At 40.1% G+C, this 18117-nt stretch carries 19 protein-coding genes; 5 read left to right on the forward strand and 14 right to left on the reverse strand.

Features of this window, described 5'->3' with window-relative positions; translation table 11 throughout:
• Positions 1 to 110: 110 nt before the first annotated feature.
• The 3 genes from AC1MCB_RS07285 to AC1MCB_RS07295 form a co-directional block, all read right to left on the reverse strand.
• Positions 111 to 1160 (reverse strand): nucleoid-associated protein, encoded by a 1050-nt coding sequence (locus AC1MCB_RS07285; protein WP_479968081.1) that lies wholly within the window; start codon positions 1158 to 1160, stop codon positions 111 to 113.
• Between the two features lie 293 nt (positions 1161 to 1453).
• Positions 1454 to 3820, reverse strand: a complete 2367-nt coding sequence (locus AC1MCB_RS07290; RefSeq protein ID WP_479968082.1) for an endonuclease MutS2 — start codon at positions 3818 to 3820, stop codon at positions 1454 to 1456.
• Positions 3821 to 3874: 54 nt separating this feature from the next.
• Positions 3875 to 4327 carry a DUF4296 domain-containing protein gene (locus tag AC1MCB_RS07295; RefSeq protein ID WP_479968083.1) on the reverse strand — a complete coding sequence of 151 codons (453 nt, stop codon included), beginning with the start codon at positions 4325 to 4327 and terminating at the stop codon, positions 3875 to 3877.
• A gap of 45 nt (positions 4328 to 4372) precedes the next feature.
• On the opposite strand from AC1MCB_RS07295, the gene AC1MCB_RS07300 reads away from it, so the two are divergent.
• Genes AC1MCB_RS07300 through AC1MCB_RS07315 form a run of 4 tightly spaced genes read left to right on the forward strand, consistent with a single transcriptional unit; the run spans position 4373 to position 7982 of the window.
• The gene (locus AC1MCB_RS07300; RefSeq protein ID WP_479968084.1) at positions 4373 to 5038 is read left to right on the forward strand and encodes a YggS family pyridoxal phosphate-dependent enzyme; all 666 of its coding nucleotides are present in this window, start codon (positions 4373 to 4375) and stop codon (positions 5036 to 5038) included.
• 35 nt (positions 5039 to 5073) lie between these two features.
• Positions 5074 to 5559, forward strand: a complete 486-nt coding sequence (locus tag AC1MCB_RS07305) for an N-acetyltransferase family protein (RefSeq protein ID WP_479968085.1) — start codon at positions 5074 to 5076, stop codon at positions 5557 to 5559.
• Positions 5546 to 6805 carry an aspartate kinase gene (locus AC1MCB_RS07310; protein ID WP_479968086.1) on the forward strand — a complete coding sequence of 420 codons (1260 nt, stop codon included), beginning with the start codon at positions 5546 to 5548 and terminating at the stop codon, positions 6803 to 6805. The genes AC1MCB_RS07305 and AC1MCB_RS07310 overlap by 14 nt, the downstream gene beginning before the upstream one ends.
• A 1-nt stretch (position 6806) precedes the next feature.
• Positions 6807 to 7982 (forward strand): class I SAM-dependent methyltransferase, encoded by a 1176-nt coding sequence (locus tag AC1MCB_RS07315; RefSeq protein ID WP_479968087.1) that lies wholly within the window; start codon positions 6807 to 6809, stop codon positions 7980 to 7982.
• A 48-nt stretch (positions 7983 to 8030) separates the two neighbouring features.
• On the opposite strand, the gene AC1MCB_RS07320 is transcribed toward AC1MCB_RS07315, so the two are convergent.
• The 6 genes from AC1MCB_RS07320 to AC1MCB_RS07345 form a co-directional block, all read right to left on the reverse strand.
• Entirely contained in the window at positions 8031 to 8228 is a 198-nt protein-coding gene (locus AC1MCB_RS07320; protein ID WP_479968088.1) for a cold-shock protein, read from the reverse strand.
• 120 nt (positions 8229 to 8348) lie between these two features.
• Complete coding sequence (locus AC1MCB_RS07325; protein WP_479968089.1) at positions 8349 to 8993, reverse strand: peroxiredoxin; 645 nt, start codon at positions 8991 to 8993, stop codon at positions 8349 to 8351.
• A gap of 111 nt (positions 8994 to 9104) precedes the next feature.
• A complete protein-coding gene (locus AC1MCB_RS07330; RefSeq protein WP_479968090.1) occupies positions 9105 to 10505 on the reverse strand; it encodes a S41 family peptidase in 1401 nt (466 codons plus the stop codon).
• A 49-nt stretch (positions 10506 to 10554) separates the two neighbouring features.
• A complete protein-coding gene (locus tag AC1MCB_RS07335) occupies positions 10555 to 11172 on the reverse strand; it encodes an HAD family hydrolase (protein WP_479968091.1) in 618 nt (205 codons plus the stop codon).
• Complete coding sequence (locus AC1MCB_RS07340) at positions 11172 to 11657, reverse strand: hypothetical protein (RefSeq protein ID WP_479968092.1); 486 nt, start codon at positions 11655 to 11657, stop codon at positions 11172 to 11174. Before AC1MCB_RS07340 ends, AC1MCB_RS07335 begins: the two co-directional genes overlap by 1 nt.
• A complete protein-coding gene (locus AC1MCB_RS07345) occupies positions 11658 to 12311 on the reverse strand; it encodes an ABC transporter ATP-binding protein (protein ID WP_479968093.1) in 654 nt (217 codons plus the stop codon).
• A gap of 194 nt (positions 12312 to 12505) precedes the next feature.
• Here AC1MCB_RS07345 and sucC point away from each other — a divergent pair, with 194 nt between their 5' ends.
• The gene (gene sucC / locus AC1MCB_RS07350) at positions 12506 to 13699 is read left to right on the forward strand and encodes an ADP-forming succinate--CoA ligase subunit beta (protein WP_479968094.1); all 1194 of its coding nucleotides are present in this window, start codon (positions 12506 to 12508) and stop codon (positions 13697 to 13699) included.
• 44 nt (positions 13700 to 13743) lie between these two features.
• On the opposite strand, the gene AC1MCB_RS07355 is transcribed toward sucC, so the two are convergent.
• The 5 genes from AC1MCB_RS07355 to thrS all read right to left on the reverse strand — a co-directional run bounded on the left by AC1MCB_RS07355 (position 13744) and on the right by thrS (position 18007).
• Complete coding sequence (locus AC1MCB_RS07355; protein ID WP_479968095.1) at positions 13744 to 14712, reverse strand: DUF72 domain-containing protein; 969 nt, start codon at positions 14710 to 14712, stop codon at positions 13744 to 13746.
• 22 nt (positions 14713 to 14734) lie between these two features.
• Positions 14735 to 15079 carry a 50S ribosomal protein L20 gene (rplT, locus tag AC1MCB_RS07360; RefSeq protein ID WP_479968096.1) on the reverse strand — a complete coding sequence of 115 codons (345 nt, stop codon included), beginning with the start codon at positions 15077 to 15079 and terminating at the stop codon, positions 14735 to 14737.
• Between the two features lie 72 nt (positions 15080 to 15151).
• Entirely contained in the window at positions 15152 to 15352 is a 201-nt protein-coding gene (gene rpmI, locus AC1MCB_RS07365; protein ID WP_026899382.1) for a 50S ribosomal protein L35, read from the reverse strand.
• 144 nt (positions 15353 to 15496) lie between these two features.
• Positions 15497 to 16069, reverse strand: coding sequence for a translation initiation factor IF-3 (gene infC, locus AC1MCB_RS07370; protein ID WP_479968097.1), 573 nt, complete (start codon positions 16067 to 16069; stop codon positions 15497 to 15499).
• Between the two features lie 12 nt (positions 16070 to 16081).
• Positions 16082 to 18007, reverse strand: coding sequence for a threonine--tRNA ligase (thrS, locus tag AC1MCB_RS07375; RefSeq protein ID WP_479968098.1), 1926 nt, complete (start codon positions 18005 to 18007; stop codon positions 16082 to 16084).
• Between the last annotated feature and the right edge of the window lie 110 nt (positions 18008 to 18117).

An 18117-nucleotide genomic window follows, 5' to 3' on the forward strand; every position in this document is an offset into this window, starting at 1 on the left:
TAAATAAGAGGATGTTATATAGTATTACAAAATTAAATAGAGATTGTTAGCAATCACAGAACATGCGAATGGACAGGTATAATCTAAATATACCACTTGATTTTCTCTTTTTAAATTTCTTCCTTAAAAAAAACTTTATAATAATTCATTGATTTTTCATCATCAAAGCCCTTTTCTATTAATTCCTTATTGCCATGAATGTAGATGTGGAAGTTTTTGTCGAGCTTCAGCACACTTTTAAAGGTGCGGGCTTGCTTTTTCACGGCGGCGCCTGATATGTCAAATGAGCCGGTTAAATCGGTTTCAAACTCTTGCTCATAATCCCGGGTGAAGCTTTTAAATGACTCTGCCGCTTTCTCGTTGCCAATAACTTCTTCAGAAAATTCGTCTATGTTAAAAGTCTCTTTCTCTTTGAAGTATTTCATGGATCGGTTTAACAAATCAATTTTGTCCGCTTTAGATACTTCAAAATCATCGTCAAGCTTCTGAGTTATAAAGTTCTTGTAGACGCTGAGCGTTGTATTCGTCTTATTAAAGCTGTCGTTCCTGATCTTTAATTTCAGGAAGTCATCTTTCCAGTAGACAGCGTCCTGGTTATTTGTTTTATCCAGCACCAGAACTTTAAAGCCAGCTTCCTTTTCGCAATTGAAGATCAGGCATCCTTTATCAAGCTTTTGAATATTAATCCCTTCCTGCTCATATTCAAGGTTAAAACCTCCTGTATCGGGATACACCTTTAAATAGGTTTCCTTAGTCTCAGATTTGAAGATACCTATTGCATCCAGCAGCTCGCCTTCCAGCTGAACACCTGTGAAATAAACTAAATATAACTCACCAGACTTTATTCGCGGATGATCAGAAAGATCAAAGAGATACTTTGTTATCTTCTGGCTGATCTCATGAAATGTATTGCCGTCAGTGAAGGCAGTTGTCGCATAGTGAAATATCTCATTAAGTTCCAAATCACCTGGATGGGTAAAATGATACACTTCATTTATCTTCTCAAACGATCCAAGAAAATATTGAAGAAGAATTTTATTTAAAAACTCATCTTCGATCTTAAGTGAATTGTCTGAGAGGGCATAAAATTCATTTTGTGACTTATTGCCAACGCGGTGGACGGAAAGACGGCTCATTGCAGCCTCGAAAGATGAAACCATTATTAGTAGTGGAATGTGAGATATAAGTATTGAGAATAAGCAAGCGCCAAATATGAGGATTGAAACTTGGAATTGAAAACAAGATAAACTTAAACTAGACCCTCTCTTTAAGAATATCAATTGATCTACTCGGAAAGCATTACGGTAGGATTACTGCAAATCAATTCAAAAGGCGAAACCGAGAACCTGATGAAGCTAAATTAATTTAAGACGAACTTTAGTATTCCAACAGTTCGGGTGACTGTGTTGACCAATCTATAACGGAACTGCTTTCGCGGTAACCGAAATAATGTCTAATTCAAATACACATAAGTTATTCCGTCTCCCCCTCTGTCGGCATGTTCGTCTTCCAAACGATTTACATGCGGGAATTTGCGTAAATATTCACGAATCATTTTTCTAAGAATACCATCACCCTTACCATGAATTATCTTTAAGCTTGATAAACCCATCATCAAAGCTTTATCAAGATATCTTTCGACCTCATAAAGTGCTTCCTCGCCCCTTTTGCCCCGAAGATCAAGCTCAGGGCTGAATTGAGAAATATCTTCAGTGAGGCTTGAGCTGTATGAAGAACGGCGAATTTCTTTAGGAACAGTTTTATTAGATACTTTCTGAAGCCGCTTTAGTTTAACAACGGATCTAAGATCACCAATTGCCAAAACAACATTGTCCCTGGCAATACTAATTACCTGGCCGATGGTTTCTGAATCTTCAAGCCTCACCCAATCGCCGGATTTAAGTTCGGCTTCGGCAACCGGCAACTTTACAGGCTTTTCCTTAATTTGATTCTTATTCAATTCATTCTGAAGATTTTGCCTTAAACTTTGGGTTTTTTCTTTATCAGCCTTGCTTTCTATTATCTGGGAGATTGTATTTTCAATTAATTTATTGGCGCTTTTTATGATGTTCTGAGCCTCCAGTTTAGCATCCTTAATAAGTGTTTTTTTGTTTTCTTCCAGAAAAGACTTGAGTTTTTCATTTTCATCAAGTAAGGCTTTTACGTGTCGCTCTCTTTTTTCAACTGCCACACGAACATCCATCAACTGCTTTTTATCACGCTCCAGATCAACCAATAATGTATCAACTTTCTTTTGGTGTTCGCCTATTTTATTTCTTGCAGCCTCTAAAACTTTAGGCGGCAGTCCAATTTTCTGTGCTATCTCAAAAGCATAAGAGCTGCCCGGCTTTCCCATCTCAAGAATATAAAGAGGTTGCATCTCAAGATTATTGAATAGCATAGAAGCGTTTTCCAGTCCCGGTGTGGAGTTAGCAAACACTTTAAGATTAGAATAATGCGTAGTTACAACTCCCTTTACGTTTTTTTGATTCAAAGATTCCAACACAGCTTCAGCAATCGGCCCGCCGAAGAGCGGATCAGTTCCGGTACCAAACTCGTCGATAACAACCAATGTTTTGGCGTTAGCATTCTCGACGAAATATTTCATTTTCGAAAGATGCGCACTGTAAGTACTCAAATCGCTTTCAATAGATTGATCATCGCCAATGTCTGCAAATACTTGCTTAAACACACCAACTTTGGAATGCTCATCAGCCGGAATCAACAGCCCTGCCTGGACCATTACCTGCAGCAAACCAACCGTTTTCATACAGACAGACTTCCCCCCGGCATTAGGTCCCGACACCACAATAATACGGTCGACGTCGTCAATTTTAATATTCAAAGGAACCACCGTTTGCTTTTCCTTCTTGAAATTGAGCAATAACAGTGGATGCCGGGCATTAATCAGATTAATCTCTGCGTGGCGGCTTAACTCCGGCATTTCCGCTTCAATGTCTATCGCAAATAAGGCTTTAGCCCGCACAAAGTCTAATTTGGTTAGAAGACCATGGTAAGACAAGAGTAAGGGCACAGAAGGACGTAATTGATCTGACAGCGCGATTAGGATTCTGATGATCTCACGGCGTTTATCAAACTCAAGATCGCGAATCGCATTATTCAGCTGGAAAACTTCTTCAGGTTCGAGGTACACCGTTTGGCCCGATGCTGATTCATCATGTACAAACCCTTTTACCTTTCGCTTATTTTCAGCAAGAAGCGGAATACAGAGCCTTCCATCACGAATAGTTAGATTGCCATCTGCAGTCCAGTTATTGTTCTGCGCACTTTTAAAAATCTGATCAATCTTTTTACGGGCTTCCTGTTCAGCTTTCGCAAGATTGGTAATGATATCTAAAAGTTCTTTTGAAGCATTGTTTTTAATTTTCCCTTTCGGATCAATAACTGCCTCAATTTTTTGAATGATGGATTTCTCGATAGGCAGGTGCTCAAAGAGAGCTTCCAGATTAGGATAGATACCTTCACGCTGTGAAAAATAGTGAATGACCGAGAACACCGTATTCAGCGACAGATATACCTGGAAGAATTCATCTTCACTTAAATACGTGCCTTCAATTTTAAGCTTGGCGGCAAGTGATTTAATATCAAAAAAGTTATTGATCGGAAGCGGTGAATCGTTCAGCAGTATATTTTTAAACTCCTTAGTCTGACTCAGGAATTTATGGATATGGTCGTAATTAGTTAACAGCTGGATCTTATCAACCATTTGCTCCCCCATCGGACTGATGCAAAAGCCTTTAATAAGTCCCTTAATTTCTGCGAAACCTAGTTTTTCTGAAGCGTTATTGGGATAGATCATTTAGTAGTGTAGGAAACCCAGTTTCTTAGATTATGGCCAGGCTGATGGATGTTGTTAATTAAATAAGCCGGCAGTATCATTTTTAAAAAAACAATTAGGCTGAGGTTTTAACCTGATCTCAGCGTTTTTCTTTTGGATCTTTAGCGCTTCTGCTTCTTTAATCTTTTGTTGTTCATTGCTATTCTCAATCAGCTCCATAGTTTCTAGTCTTTTTAGCACCTTGTAATACATGGTGTCCAGAAGTTCCGGATCGCGGGAATAATACCGCAGGCTCTTTTGAATTTGCACTGAGTCAGTGTTATATTTTCGATACATTACCTTGTAATAATTGGCAGCAGGCTGAGTGGTGGTATCATATGCGGCACTGCTGACATATGAATCAATCAAATGTAAATCGGTTAATAACAGTATCATTTTCCCATTTTCAATAATCCCCTTAGGAACCTTGTTGCCATTACAGGCGGTTACAAAAATCAATACGAAAAAACCCAGTATTAAACGCTTCATTTGTTATTTTTGCGGTTCAAAAATTATTCAAAAATACAGATTTTAATGAGCATTGCCACCAACATATCAGCTTTAAAGGGCGAACTGGAAAGTATAGACGTAAAATTAATAGCTGTTTCAAAAACCAAAAGCTCCGAAGAGATCATGGAAGCCTACGATGCTGGGCAACGGGAATTCGGGGAAAATCAAGTACAAGAGCTTGTAGAAAAGCATGAGAAGCTGCCGAAAGACATTAACTGGCATATGGTAGGGCATTTGCAGACTAACAAAGTAAAATCTATTGCCCCATTCATTACCCTTATACACTCTGTTGATAGCCTGAAGTTATTGCAGGAGATCAACAAGCAGGCGTTAAAAAACAATCGCGTAATCGACTGTCTACTACAGATCTATATTGCCGATGAAGAAACTAAATACGGGTTAGATTTCGACGAGGCTGTTGAACTGTTACGCTCTGAAGAATTCGCTCAACTTAAGAACATCAGGATAACCGGTTTGATGGGAATCGCAACTAACACCGAAAATCCCAAACTAATTAATGAAGAATTTTATGAGCTGAAGACACTGTTCAAAGGAATTAAGCAGAGTTTCTTCCGTAAAGATGAAAACTTCAAGGAAATTTCAATGGGTATGTCAGCCGACTACAAAGCTGCTGTAGAACAGGGCAGCACCATGGTAAGACTTGGAAGTACTATTTTTGGCAACCGTTAACGGTGCTATAAATTCTCAATTATAACAACATCACTATGAATATAACTATCCGTGAAGCACTTAAAGAAGACTGTCCAAGGCTGCTTGAACTGATAAATGAACTGGCAGTTTATGAAAAGGCACCGGAGGAAGTTACTGTCACTCTTTCCGAATTTGAAGATGCTGGCTTCGGACAACAACCGGTCTGGAAAGCCTTTGTTGCTGAAGCTGATCAGACAATTCATGGTTTTGGTTTATACTATGTAAGATATTCAACATGGAAAGGGTGCAGGCTGTATCTGGAGGATCTGATTGTTACAGAAGAAATGCGGGGAATGGGTATTGGCAAACTTCTCTTTGACACTCTGGTCACAGAAGCTGTAAATAAAGGTTATAACGGAATGACCTGGCAGGTGCTTGATTGGAATGAACCGGCTATAAACTTCTACAAAAAATACAACGCCCATATTGAAAGTGGCTGGCTGAATGGTGCATTATCCAAACAACAAATAAATCTACTACAGGGGAATGCAGATTTATAAGTTTGGTGGCGCGTCTGTAAAAGATGCTTCAGGGGTTAAAAACCTTGCGAGAATAATTTCCCTGAACAAGGATAAAAAAATAATTATTGTTGTTTCAGCTATGGGAAAAACAACAAATGCACTCGAATCATTGACAGATGCTTATGTTAAGGGTAGCAGCAACGTGCATGAATTGTATGAAGAAATTCAACAATATCATCAAAAAATTCTTTTTGACTTATTTGAAGATCAGAATAACCCGATTTTTGACGAAATAGCAAATACACTAATTGAAATTGAATGGATGTTGGAAGATGAACCGCATCCGGCTTACAACTTCAATTATGATCAGATCGTCTCTATTGGCGAACTGCTCTCCAGTCGCATTGTTTGTGCTTACCTTAATTCCCAAAGCTTGAACAGCCAATGGCTTGATGCACGAGGATTTATTCAGACAGATAATAACTACCGGGAAGGAATTGTTAATTGGGATAAAACCTGCAACGCAATTCAAAGCCGATTGCCACAACTGCTGAAAGAGCATTTTTTAGTCACACAGGGATTTATAGGTGGAACTTCGGAAAACTTCACTACCACTTTAGGACGTGAGGGTTCAGACTATAGTGCTGCTATTTTTGCTGCCTGCCTTAAAGCTGAAAATTTAACTATTTGGAAAGATGTTCCAGGTGTTTTAAATGCAGATCCTAAATTATTTTCCGACACTCGCAAGTACGCAGAGCTTCCTTATTCTGAAGCATTGGAAATGTCTTACTATGGGGCTACCGTTATTCACCCTAAAACAATAAAACCCCTGCAAAATAACCATATCCCTCTTTTTGTGAAACCATTTTTAAGTCCCGAAGAAGAAGGAACTATAATCAGTGACTGTGATCAATTCTCTATTGATTTTCCAGCTATTATAGTAAAACAAAAGCAAGTTTTGGCTTCTATTTCGACTAAAGATTTTTCGTTTATTACAGAAGAACATTTAGCTGATATCTATCGGACATTTGCACAGGTTAAAATGAAAATTAACATGATGCAAAACTCGGCGCTCAGTTTATCTGTATGTTGTGATGAAGATCCGGAGAAATTTAATACTCTTCTCCAACTCCTTGAACCTGATTTCAAAGTTAAATACAACCAGCAATTGCAACTGATCACCATCAGGCATTATACAAAAGAAGTTATTGATCAACTTAGTGGCGGCAAGGTTGTATTAATGGAACAACTTAGCAGAAATATGGCCCAACTGGTTATTAAATAATTTGAATCAGGCAATATTAAATAGCGAAGTACAGTCATTTATTGAGGCTAACCTGAATACAGATACAACACGGATCCTTTTGACTAAGAGTCCGTTCTCCAATGTTACTTCTCGTGAGTTAGCTGAACAAATCGACAGCAAAAAACGCTGTGAGAAGAAACTTCCGCTGTGGTTTTCTACTCCCGGTATCTACTACCCTCCCAAAATATCAATAGAGCAGGCATCCTCAGAAGCTACTGCCCAATTTAAAGCGACACTGGTTAAAGGAAAAACTTTGCTAGACCTGACAGGAGGGTTTGGGGTTGATAGTTATTATTTTGCAAAAGCAGGAATGCAAGTGTGGCACTCAGAACTGAATGCAGAACTTTCTGAAATAGCACATTACAATGCAAAAGTGTTAGGCATCTCTGCAATAACGTTCCATCAGGGAGATGGACTCGGTCTGCTACAAAAAGACAAGTTCTTTGATACTATATTTATCGACCCTTCGCGCAGGGTTAACCGCCAGAAGGTTTTTCAATTAAAGGATTGCGAACCAAACGTTCCTCAGCACCTGGAAAAGTTATTAAAGGCATGCTCCTGCTTAATTATAAAAACTTCTCCCCTGCTTGATTTGCAAGCGGGCCTGAAAGAACTAACTAATGTCAGCAGTGTATATGTAATAAGTGTTAAAAACGACTGTAAAGAATTGCTTTGGATCTTAGAACCAGGTAATACGTCCACAGAGCCGGAAATTATCTGTCACACCTTTGGTGATGAGGATCATAACTATCGATTCAAAGCCTCAGAAGAACGTTTGTTAACATTAAAACGATTTTCAGAACCATTAAAGTATCTTTACGAGCCAGATGTTGCTCTGTTGAAAGCCGGTGCGTTCAAACTTATCAGCAAAGATTTTAATATTCTGAAGCTTCATACAAATTCTCATGTGTATACTTCAGAAACCTTAAACCCCAAATTTCCGGGACGCAAGTTTATAATAGAAAAGTGGGGCGATTATAAAGGCTTCATGAAGCAGAATAAACTTAAGCAAGCGAATATAATAACCCGTAATTTCCCATTAAGCCCTCCTGAGATAAAATCCAGGCATCATGTCACTGACGGTGGCCATCAGTTCTTAATATTTACAACAGGCTCCGCAGGCCAGTTACTTGCCATTCAAGCTCATAAAGTATAAATAAAAAAAGAGCTCCGTAGAGCTCTTCTAATTTTTATGGTTTGGGATTTATGACTTCCTTACGTTCACCGCCTGCATGCCTTTTCTCCCTTCAGCTATCTCAAATTGAACATCATCGTTGTCCCGAAGAGAATTGACTCCCCCGTCAACGTCCTTAAAATGTACAAAGATGTCTTTCCCGTCATCCTGTACAATAAAACCATAACCTTTCTGTGTGTTGAACCATTTTACTTTTCCAGTTTTCATAAAATATTGGTATTAGAGCGTTAATTAAATTATATGTTTTAGGTAAGTCAGATCACTAAAAAGTATTATAAAGATATAAAATTATCTGATAAAACAAATTTTACAAAAAAGCAAGATTTTTTAATTTTTTATTGGGTCAGGCTGAGGAGTCATGCGCAGATAGGACTTAATTTCAGTGAACCCTTTTGGGAACTTAGCAGGTATATCTTCAGTCTTGATAGCTGGAACTACCACCACATCTTCTCCTGATTTCCAGTCGGCGGGTGTTGCAACACTATGGTTAGCCGTCAATTGCAATGAATCAATTACCCGTAAAATCTCCTGGAAATTTCTTCCCGTAGATGCCGGATAAGTAATCATCAGCTTTATCTTTTTATCCGGGCCAATAATGAATAATGAACGAACAGTCACGGTCTCCGATGCGTTCGGATGGATCATGTCGTAAGCTTCTGAAACCTTTCTGTTATCGTCAGCAATTAGCGGAAAATTAACCTCCACATTTTGCGTTTCATTAATGTCGTTGATCCATCCTTTATGTGATTCAAGAGAATCAACACTTAAAGCGATAACTTTTACATTTCGTTTATCAAACTCTTCTTTCAGAGCTGCAGTTCTGCCAAGTTCAGTTGTACAAACTGGTGTGTAATCGGCAGGGTGAGAAAACAATACTCCCCAACTATCGCCCAAATATTCATGAAGACTAATCTCACCCATTGAGGTCTTCGCTTTAAAGTCCGGGGCGATATCACCTAGTTTTAAACTCATAATCGTAATATTTAATAGTAATATTTAAATTAGTTAGCTCTCTAATTTAAGAAAATGTATCCTGCAATCAAACATTAATTACATACGTAAATCGTTGTCTAAGAAACTGTCTTATTGACGTTGAAGCGCGCGAATGGATGGGGGCATTTTCCGTAACCGGTCTTCAATTTCAATTTTCGGAACAAATTTGTCCAGACCAGCGTTTGCATCGGACAAGTCGAACTCGGTGATTCCCTTTGTTGACAAGATGCGCTTTTGTGTGGTTGAGCTAAAAGCCCCGGTATTCAGGTATTTCAGTGCTTCCTTTAAACTGGCCTCATTTAAATCTCCAAAATCATATGAAAGATCATCAATTGTGTTCTTGTCAACTTTAAATCCCTGGTAGTAGTCCGAAGAGCCTACACTGTTAACCGTTTTGAACGAAACAGGATAAATATTATATTGAAATACCGGGATTGGGAAAAAGCCTACAGGCTTGCCGAAGGTGTGATCCTCGCCAACCAGTTTCACATTTAAAACTGGCTTCAGATTATTAATCAAAAGTTCACTCGCTGAGGCAGATGCTGGCGTTACGATGAAAACGATACGACTCAAATTCAGACTGCCGGTTTTATAAAACAGCGTGTTTTCGTTGGATGCGCTGTAGCGTTTGTTAAACTCGTAAGTATACATTACCTTTTGTCCCCTGCCTACATTTTGCGGGGCTAGCATATTAGCCAGAGTATCCTGTGTTGACACATAGCCCCCACGATTATATCTCAGATCTACAATCACGTCATTAACTCCCCTTGACTGAAAGTAATCCATGGTCACAATCAGTTCTTGAACAGAGGAGGGACCCGAGAACTGGTTATAAACAAAATAACCTACTTTCCGTGATCCGGCACTATAAACGTTTTTGTATATAACAGTATTTAGAGGATAAACACCTTTGTTGATTGTGGTATTAACAACTGAGCCATCGGGTTTCACAAATGCGAATTTGGCTGAGGTAGAGGAACCGAAGAAGATCTCATTGATGTAATCCATATCCGCCTTCTTACTCCCGTCTAACGCGCGACCATTTATGCTTTGTACTCTCCATCCGCGTTTAATTCCCTTGTTACCTCCCGGCGAATACGGATAAACATAATTCACTCTAAGATCTGTGAGGCTCGTATGAAATTTAACTAAGAAGCCGAAGTCACTTGTAAGCCCCTGAGTCGCCCGGTCGGTCTCTTCTTTGGTTTCTACAAAGCTGAACCTGTCTAAAGGCTGAAAAGATCTGACCTTGGTCATTACTTCATAAATATCTTTAGAATCACGAGGCCTGAACTCCCGGATGGATGGCAACAGCTCAGTCCATAAATAGATATCTTTTATTTTCAGATAGGCCGAATCTCTTACTTCATTCTGGACGGTATAAGGTTCAACGTTGGAATCTTTCTTACAGGATGCTAAAATTAACCCTGTGAAAACAACTGATAACGTTAAATATTTAATTTTATGGAGGGAATATTGTAATTTAATCATGGCACACTTATAACGAAAAACCCGTGCCAATTAATGTTGTTCTCTGTCTTTACTGGGTAAAAGAATCGAAATAAATGAAGTCAACTCCTGCTGAACTTGCGAACTCCGCATCAATTTCATTGCTGCCAATTATTATCAGGTCCTTTCTGAGTAACTGATGTTTACTGAGTATTAACTCAAGCACATTGGTTTCTGGCTTCGGCTTAACCTCATCAGCAAAATAAACAACCAGGTATTGCTCAAGTCCATTCCATTCCACTTGCTTAATTTTATTAAGTTGAATTGCCGGGTTGCCATTCGTAACCAGGAATATTTGTTTCCTGTCAACTACCATTTCCTGCAAGAGAGGCAGCATTCGATCGAAAAGAACCAGTTTTAGGGGTAGTCTTGCTGTATAATGGAGCTTCTCAAAATTATCTTTATATTTTCTATCAATTCCGAATACCTCACTTGCCCGTTCAAATAATCCCGCCGACCCGTGATTCTCATAGGCTGTCTTCATGAAGGATACCAATTCCTTAGAAGAAGGAACGGTCTCCGTGAATTCAATGAAATTGGCGAACAAGTAATATACCTGGAGCAAGTAGTCCCTTTCGGGATAAAGCACATTATCAAGTTCAAAAATAAAACCCTTCTTAGAAGGCGCTAAATCAGAATAGCTTAGCATCAGGCTGTAAACAGTTTAAATGTAATAGTATCTATCATTGATTCAATATAAAAAATCCCGCTAAAGTTTTCCTCTGGCAACAATATAGAGTCAGGCAGACTACCGGCTATCACATTCCCCCTCTCTATAACAACAGGTTGCGAGGAAGCAACTTTAGACGCCGGCTTTTGCCCATTGAGCCACAAAACAGATGGCACCATGACAGAGATCCCATACTCAAAAAACAATTGCCTGGACTCGGCAAGAGGCATCATTTCTTCAATTTCAAGAGGAAAGATTTTCTCAATGCCTTCATTAAGCGCTATATCTAACATCTCATGGGCATAACTGGGCGAGTTGCCTTTCGGAATCCTGAGAAACTTTTTTCCCGAGAATGCAAGATGTGGCAGTTCCTGGCTATCAGCAAAAATAACATCAGAAAGCTGAAGCAGCCTTTCAAGTTTATAAGCTTCGGCATGAGAAGCCGCGGTAATAAGTACAGACATCTATTGGATAATTAAACCGTCTTTCATTTCGACTTTACGATTTGCCATATTGGCCAGACTTTCGTTATGGGTCACAATGATCAGTGTTTGGTTCAGGCGATCGCGCAGGTCAACAAATAAGCGGTGGAGACTTTCAGCGTTATTTGAATCCAGGTTTCCCGAGGGTTCATCAGCCAGTATTATTGAAGGATTATTGATAAGAGCCCTTGCCACGGCCACCCGCTGCTGTTCACCTCCAGAAAGCTCATTGGGCTTATGGTTGATCCGATGACTCAAGCCCAGCAGTTCCAGTAATTCCGCTGCCTTTATGCCAGCTTCCTTTTTACTCCTTCCGGCGATAAAAGCCGGGATACAAATGTTCTCCAATGCGGTGAACTCGGGTAATAAATGGTGGAACTGGAAAATGAAACCAATTTCTTTGTTTCTGAATGCACTTAGCTTCTGTAGCGATAAAGATTGGACGGCAATACCGTTGATCTCAACATGTCCATGCTCGGGCTTGTCCAAGGTACCGATGATGTGCAGCAACGTACTTTTTCCGGCTCCGGAAGGGCCAACTATGGTAATAATTTCGCCTTTGCCAACCTCCAGATCAACCCCTTTTAGTATTTGTAGTTTTCCGTAAGATTTTTTTATTCCCTTTGCTTTTAGCATGGGTGCGAAGATACAAAGTATAGCTGAATTACGTTTTCAAAAGCGAATCTGCAGGTGTCTAAATAAAAGAGCCTGATATATCACCTTTCAAAGATTTCAATTTCCAACTAACTGCTTAACCTAAATGACTTATTCCTAAATATAAGTTTTAGAAATTGAACCAAAATGGTAGTTTTACGCCAAATTTCAAACAAATGAACATTCACGAGTATCAGGGAAAAGCTATTCTAAAAAGCTTTGGCGTACGCGTTCAGGAGGGCATTGTTGCCGACACTCCTGAACAGGCTGTTGAAGCTGCTAAAAAGCTTAAACAAGATTATAATTCTGACTGGGTTGTTATTAAAGCCCAGATACATGCCGGTGGCCGTGGCAAGGGTGGTGGTGTAAAGCTGGCTAAGAACCTTGATGAGGTTAAAGAGCGAGCAGAGCAGATCATTGGTATGCAGCTGATAACACCGCAGACAGGTGCTGAAGGTAAATTGGTAAGTAAGGTGCTGGTGGCTCAGGATGTATATTATCCCGGAGAGACTGAAACTAAAGAATTTTACGTGAGTGTTCTTTTAGACCGCTCGAAAGGCCGCAACATCGTTATGTATTCTACTGAAGGCGGAATGGATATCGAGGAAGTTGCAGAGCACACTCCTCACTTGATTTTCAAGGAAGAAATTGATCCAAAAGTAGGATTACAGGGTTTCCAGGCTCGTAAGATTGCCTTTAACCTGGGTCTTAGCGGCGAAGCTTTTAAAGAAATGGTGAAGTTTGTTACCGCCCTGTATAAGGCTTATGAGGCAACAGACTCCTCAATGTTTGAAATCAATCCTGTCTTAAAGACATCTGACAATAAAATACTGGCGGTTGATGCGAAAGTCAACCTTGATGATAACGGATTATTCCGTCATACGGATTATGCTGCACTTCGTGATTTGAGTGAAGAAGATGCAACAGAAGTAGAAGCTAGTAAATCAAACCTTAACTATGTGAAACTTGACGGTAACGTTGGTTGTATGGTTAATGGTGCGGGATTAGCAATGGCTACGATGGATATCATCAAGATCGCCGGCGGAGAGCCTGCTAACTTTCTTGACGTAGGTGGTACAGCTAACGCAGAAACTGTGAAAGCTGGATTTAATATTATTCTTTCAGATCCCAACGTTCGCGCTATTTTGATCAACATCTTTGGTGGTATTGTTAGATGCGATCGTGTTGCCCAGGGTGTGATTGACGCTTACAAGGAGATCGGAAATATTCCTGTCCCGATTATTGTTCGATTACAAGGAACAAATGCGGTAGAGGCTAAAAAGTTGATTGACGAATCAGGCCTGAAAGTATTCTCGGCTATCCAGTTAAAAGAAGCAGCCGACTTGGTAACTAAAGTACTAGCGAACTAAAGCAAATAATTATCTAATAAAAAAAGGCGCCAATTGGCGCCTTTTTATTTAACCTTAGCTTCAGTCTTTCCTACAAAGTCCGGCAACTCCAGATTAACACCAAGGCGTTCATTAATCTTCTTAATGGTGTAATCCGCTAATATCGGCGTATCGCTTTCATCATGCTGATGCAAGAAGAAGTATACGGATTGCAAACCCTGCGTCTTCCAGTCAGCTAGCCGATCTGCCCATGCGTCAACTCTTGTAAAATCAGAATCATGCAGTCCATTTCCAACAAAGCGAATAAACGCATGCGGTGTTGAAAGATTCATATGCACGCAGTCTCTTCGCCCGGTTGCATCGGTAATTACTGCACCTTTCTTAAGCTTCCTGAACATTTCAAAAACATCCTTTCTAGCCTCCGCATCAGCGTACCAGTCCTTGTGTCTCAGTTCAACAAACAGGTCAAAGTCATCCGGTAAACCCTCAAGATAATTGTGCAATATGTCAATATTCTTAGGCCCGAAATTATCACTGAGCTGCAAAAAGGAAGGCCCCAAATATCTACCAAAATGAGAAATACTCTCCAAATATTTACTCGTAAGCTCCTCTGCCCCTTTTAAACGCTTAATATGACTGATCCCTTGAGTTACTTTAGGACAAAACTTAAAATCTTGTCTCTCACTTTCAGCTTTTTCACGCCATTTACTAATCTGTTCAGCAGTAGGCATTTTATAAAATACAGCGTTCAGTTCAATGCTGTTGAAATGTTTTACATATTCATCCAGAAACTTCGCCTCCTTTGTCTTTTCCGGATAAATCAGGCCGACCCACTCTTTACGTCCCCACTTTGCGCAACCTACGTACACCTCCGGCAACTTAGTCCTTCCGGCACTCTTTAAAACTTCTTTAGTTAATTCCGTATCAGGTGGCAAAGTAAAGTCCACTTCAGGAATCAGTTCAGGGGCAACGCGTCCAAAATCCATCTCTAAAAATAGCAAAAAAAAAATGTCCCTCATTTTCATGAGAGACATCTAAATATTATTTAAGCAATAACTATTTTACCGTTTCAACGATCGCTTTAAAAGCTGCCGGATGGTTCATAGCCAAATCAGCTAAAACTTTACGATTTAAAACGTTACCGCTAGCAGTCAATTTACCCATAAATACGGAGTAAGATAAGCCGTGCTGACGGGCACCCGCATTGATACGCTGAATCCATAACGCTCTAAATTCTCTTTTCTTAGCTTTACGGTCACGGTATGCATATTGCAAACCTTTTTCAACTGTGTTTTTCGCAACGGTGTAAACCTTGCTTCTTGATCCGTAATAGCCTTTGGCCATATTAAGGATCTTTTTTCTTCTTCTTCTTGACGCTACTGCGTTTACCGAACGTGGCATAGTGTGTTGTTTTTGATAAGCGGTGGCCCTTGGGGGAACTTATAAACCGGTTACCTGGTTAAAATTAAATGATTACTTCCCGATACAAAGCATACGCTTTACGTTGCCCATATCAGCATCAGATACTAAACTGGTCTGACCTAAGCCACGCTTACGCTTGTTACTCATCTTGGTTAAGATGTGACTTTTGTATGCGTTCTTTCTGGCGATTTTACCTGTTCCAGTAAGCTTGAACCGCTTTTTTGCACTGGAACACGTTTTCATTTTTGGCATAACTGTTATCTATTTTTATTTGTCAATGATTCAATTTGAGTCAATTCGTCAATCTTATTATCAAAGCCCCTAATGGAGAATTTGACAAATTGATAAATCGCTTTTACTCATTTGCAAAATTTACTCATTTGCAAATTTGCACATTTACTTCTTACTCCCTGCTTTAGGTGCCACGGTTAGAAACATCCGCTTACCCTCTAATTTAGGTAGCTGCTCTACTTTGCCAACCTCTTCCAAAGCCTGGGCAAACTTAAGCAACAAGATCTCTCCCTGCTCTTTGTACACAATGGCCCGGCCTTTAAAGTGAACATAAGCCCGTACCTTTTCGCCGGATTCCAGGAAACCGATTGCATGCTTTAATTTGAACTGGAAATCATGCTCATTGGTGTTAGGCCCGAAACGGATCTCTTTAATCACCGTTTGCTTGGCATTAGCCTTGATTTCCTTCATCTTCTTCTTCTGCTCGTATATAAACTTGTTGTAATCAACAATTTTACACACAGGCGGAACCGCATTTGGAGAAATTTCAACTAAATCCAAATCCTGCTCAACAGCCTTAGCTAAAGCTTCGCGAATAGGATAAATCCCTGTTTCCACGTTATCACCAGTGAGGCGAACTTCCGGAGCCCTGATCAATTCATTGATCTTATGCTCTGCTTCTTTCTTTTTAAACGGAGGGCGTGGTCCTCTGTTAAAGCCTGGTCTTCCTAATGCCAAATTATATTTTTGTTAAATCTTAATTTCGTTAACTAATTGATTTTCAAACTCCTCAACTTTCATGCTTCCCAAATCACCCTGGCCATGTCGGCGAACTGAAACCAGTCCTTCTTCCATTTCCTTCTCTCCTACTATGAGCATATAAGGGATTTTTTTCACTTCGGCGTCGCGAATTTTGCGGCCAATCTTCTCGTCCCTGGAGTCAATCAAGCCGCGAATATCGGAATTATTAAGTGATTCTAAAACTTTTTTCGCATAATCCTCATATTTTTCCGAGATAGGAAGTACGATAAATTGCTCAGGTGTAAGCCACAATGGGAATTCACCGGCACAGTGCTCGATCAGCACCGCGACGAACCTCTCCAAAGAACCGAAAGGTGCCCGGTGGATCATTACCGGCCTGTGTTTCAGGTTATCGCTACCGGTATATTCCAGTTCGAATCGCTCCGGCAAATTATAGTCAACCTGGATAGTTCCCAGTTGCCATTTCCGACCCAACGCATCTTTAACCATGAAATCCAGTTTCGGTCCATAGAAAGCAGCTTCACCAAGTTCTATGACTGTTGTTAAGCCTTTTTCTTCAGCTGCCTCGATGATAGACGATTCAGCCAAAGCCCAGTTCTCGTCACTGCCAATATATTTCGCTTTATTTTCCGGATCCCGCAACGAGATCTGGGCAGTATAATTATCAAATCCCAAGGCTTTAAATACATAAAGCACCAGGTCGATCACCTTTTTAAACTCCTCTTTCACCTGGTCAGGACGACAAAACAAGTGCGCATCATCCTGAGTAAAACCACGAACACGGGTTAAGCCATGCAATTCTCCACTTTGCTCATATCTGTAAACTGTACCAAATTCAGCATAACGAACCGGAAGGTCTTTATAAGAACGAGGTTTTGTTTTATAGATCTCGCAGTGATGCGGGCAGTTCATCGGCTTCAGGAAAAACTCTTCCCCCTCCTGCGGTGTTTTGATAGGCTGAAAAGAATCCGCGCCATACTTTTCATAATGACCGGAAGTAATGTAAAGGTTTTTATGACCGATGTGCGGAGTAATTACCTGCTCATAACCTGATTTAACCTGTGCCTTTTGTAGGAAGTTTACCAGTTTCTCACGCAAAGCAGTCCCTTTAGGTAACCACAGTGGTAAACCCATCCCCACCTTTTCCGAAAAAGCAAATAGCTCAAGTTCTTTACCAAGCTTGCGGTGATCACGTTTCTTGGCTTCTTCAATCATATGAAGATAATCCGTTAGCTCGCTGGCCTTCGGGAATGTTACGCCATAGATACGGGTCAACTGCTTTTTACTCTCATCACCTCGCCAGTATGCGCCGGCGACATTCATTAATTTCACAGCTTTAATAAAACCGGTATTGGGTATATGCGGACCACGGCAGAGATCAGTAAAGTTACCCTGGTTGTAAAATGTGATCGTTCCGTCTTCCAGATCTTTAAGCAAATCGAGTTTATACTCATCGCCTTTCTCAGTGAAATATTCTATCGCGTCAGCCTTTGATACTGCTGTTCGCTTATACTCAGACTTAGTCTTCGCCAGTTCAACGATCTTATTCTCAATCGTTTTAAAGTCATCCGAAGAAAACTCCCGGTCGCCGAAGTCAACATCATAATAAAAACCTGTTTCTATAGCCGGACCGATACCAAATTTAGTTCCCGGATATAAAGCTTCCAGTGCTTCGGCCATTAAGTGAGCAGAGGAGTGCCAGAAGGTTGACTTACCATCCTGATCATTCCAGGTCAGCAATTTTACTTTAGCATCCTCATCAATAGAGCGGCTGGAATCCCAGACCTGGCCGTTTACCTCAGCTGCTAATACATTTCTGGCTAAGCCTTCCGAAATCGACAAGGCTATCTGGTGGGGGGTAATTCCCTTTTCATACTGACGAACAGTTCCGTCAGGTAATGTAATGTTGATCATCTACAAAATGATTTAGAAGTTGTGAGAATTAAAAAAATACCAATCACCTACTATGTGATCTTTAGTTCGAGGTGCAAAAATAATATTATTATATGATTACACTGATTTTT

This window comes from Daejeonella sp. AP26 (assembly GCF_056680515.1).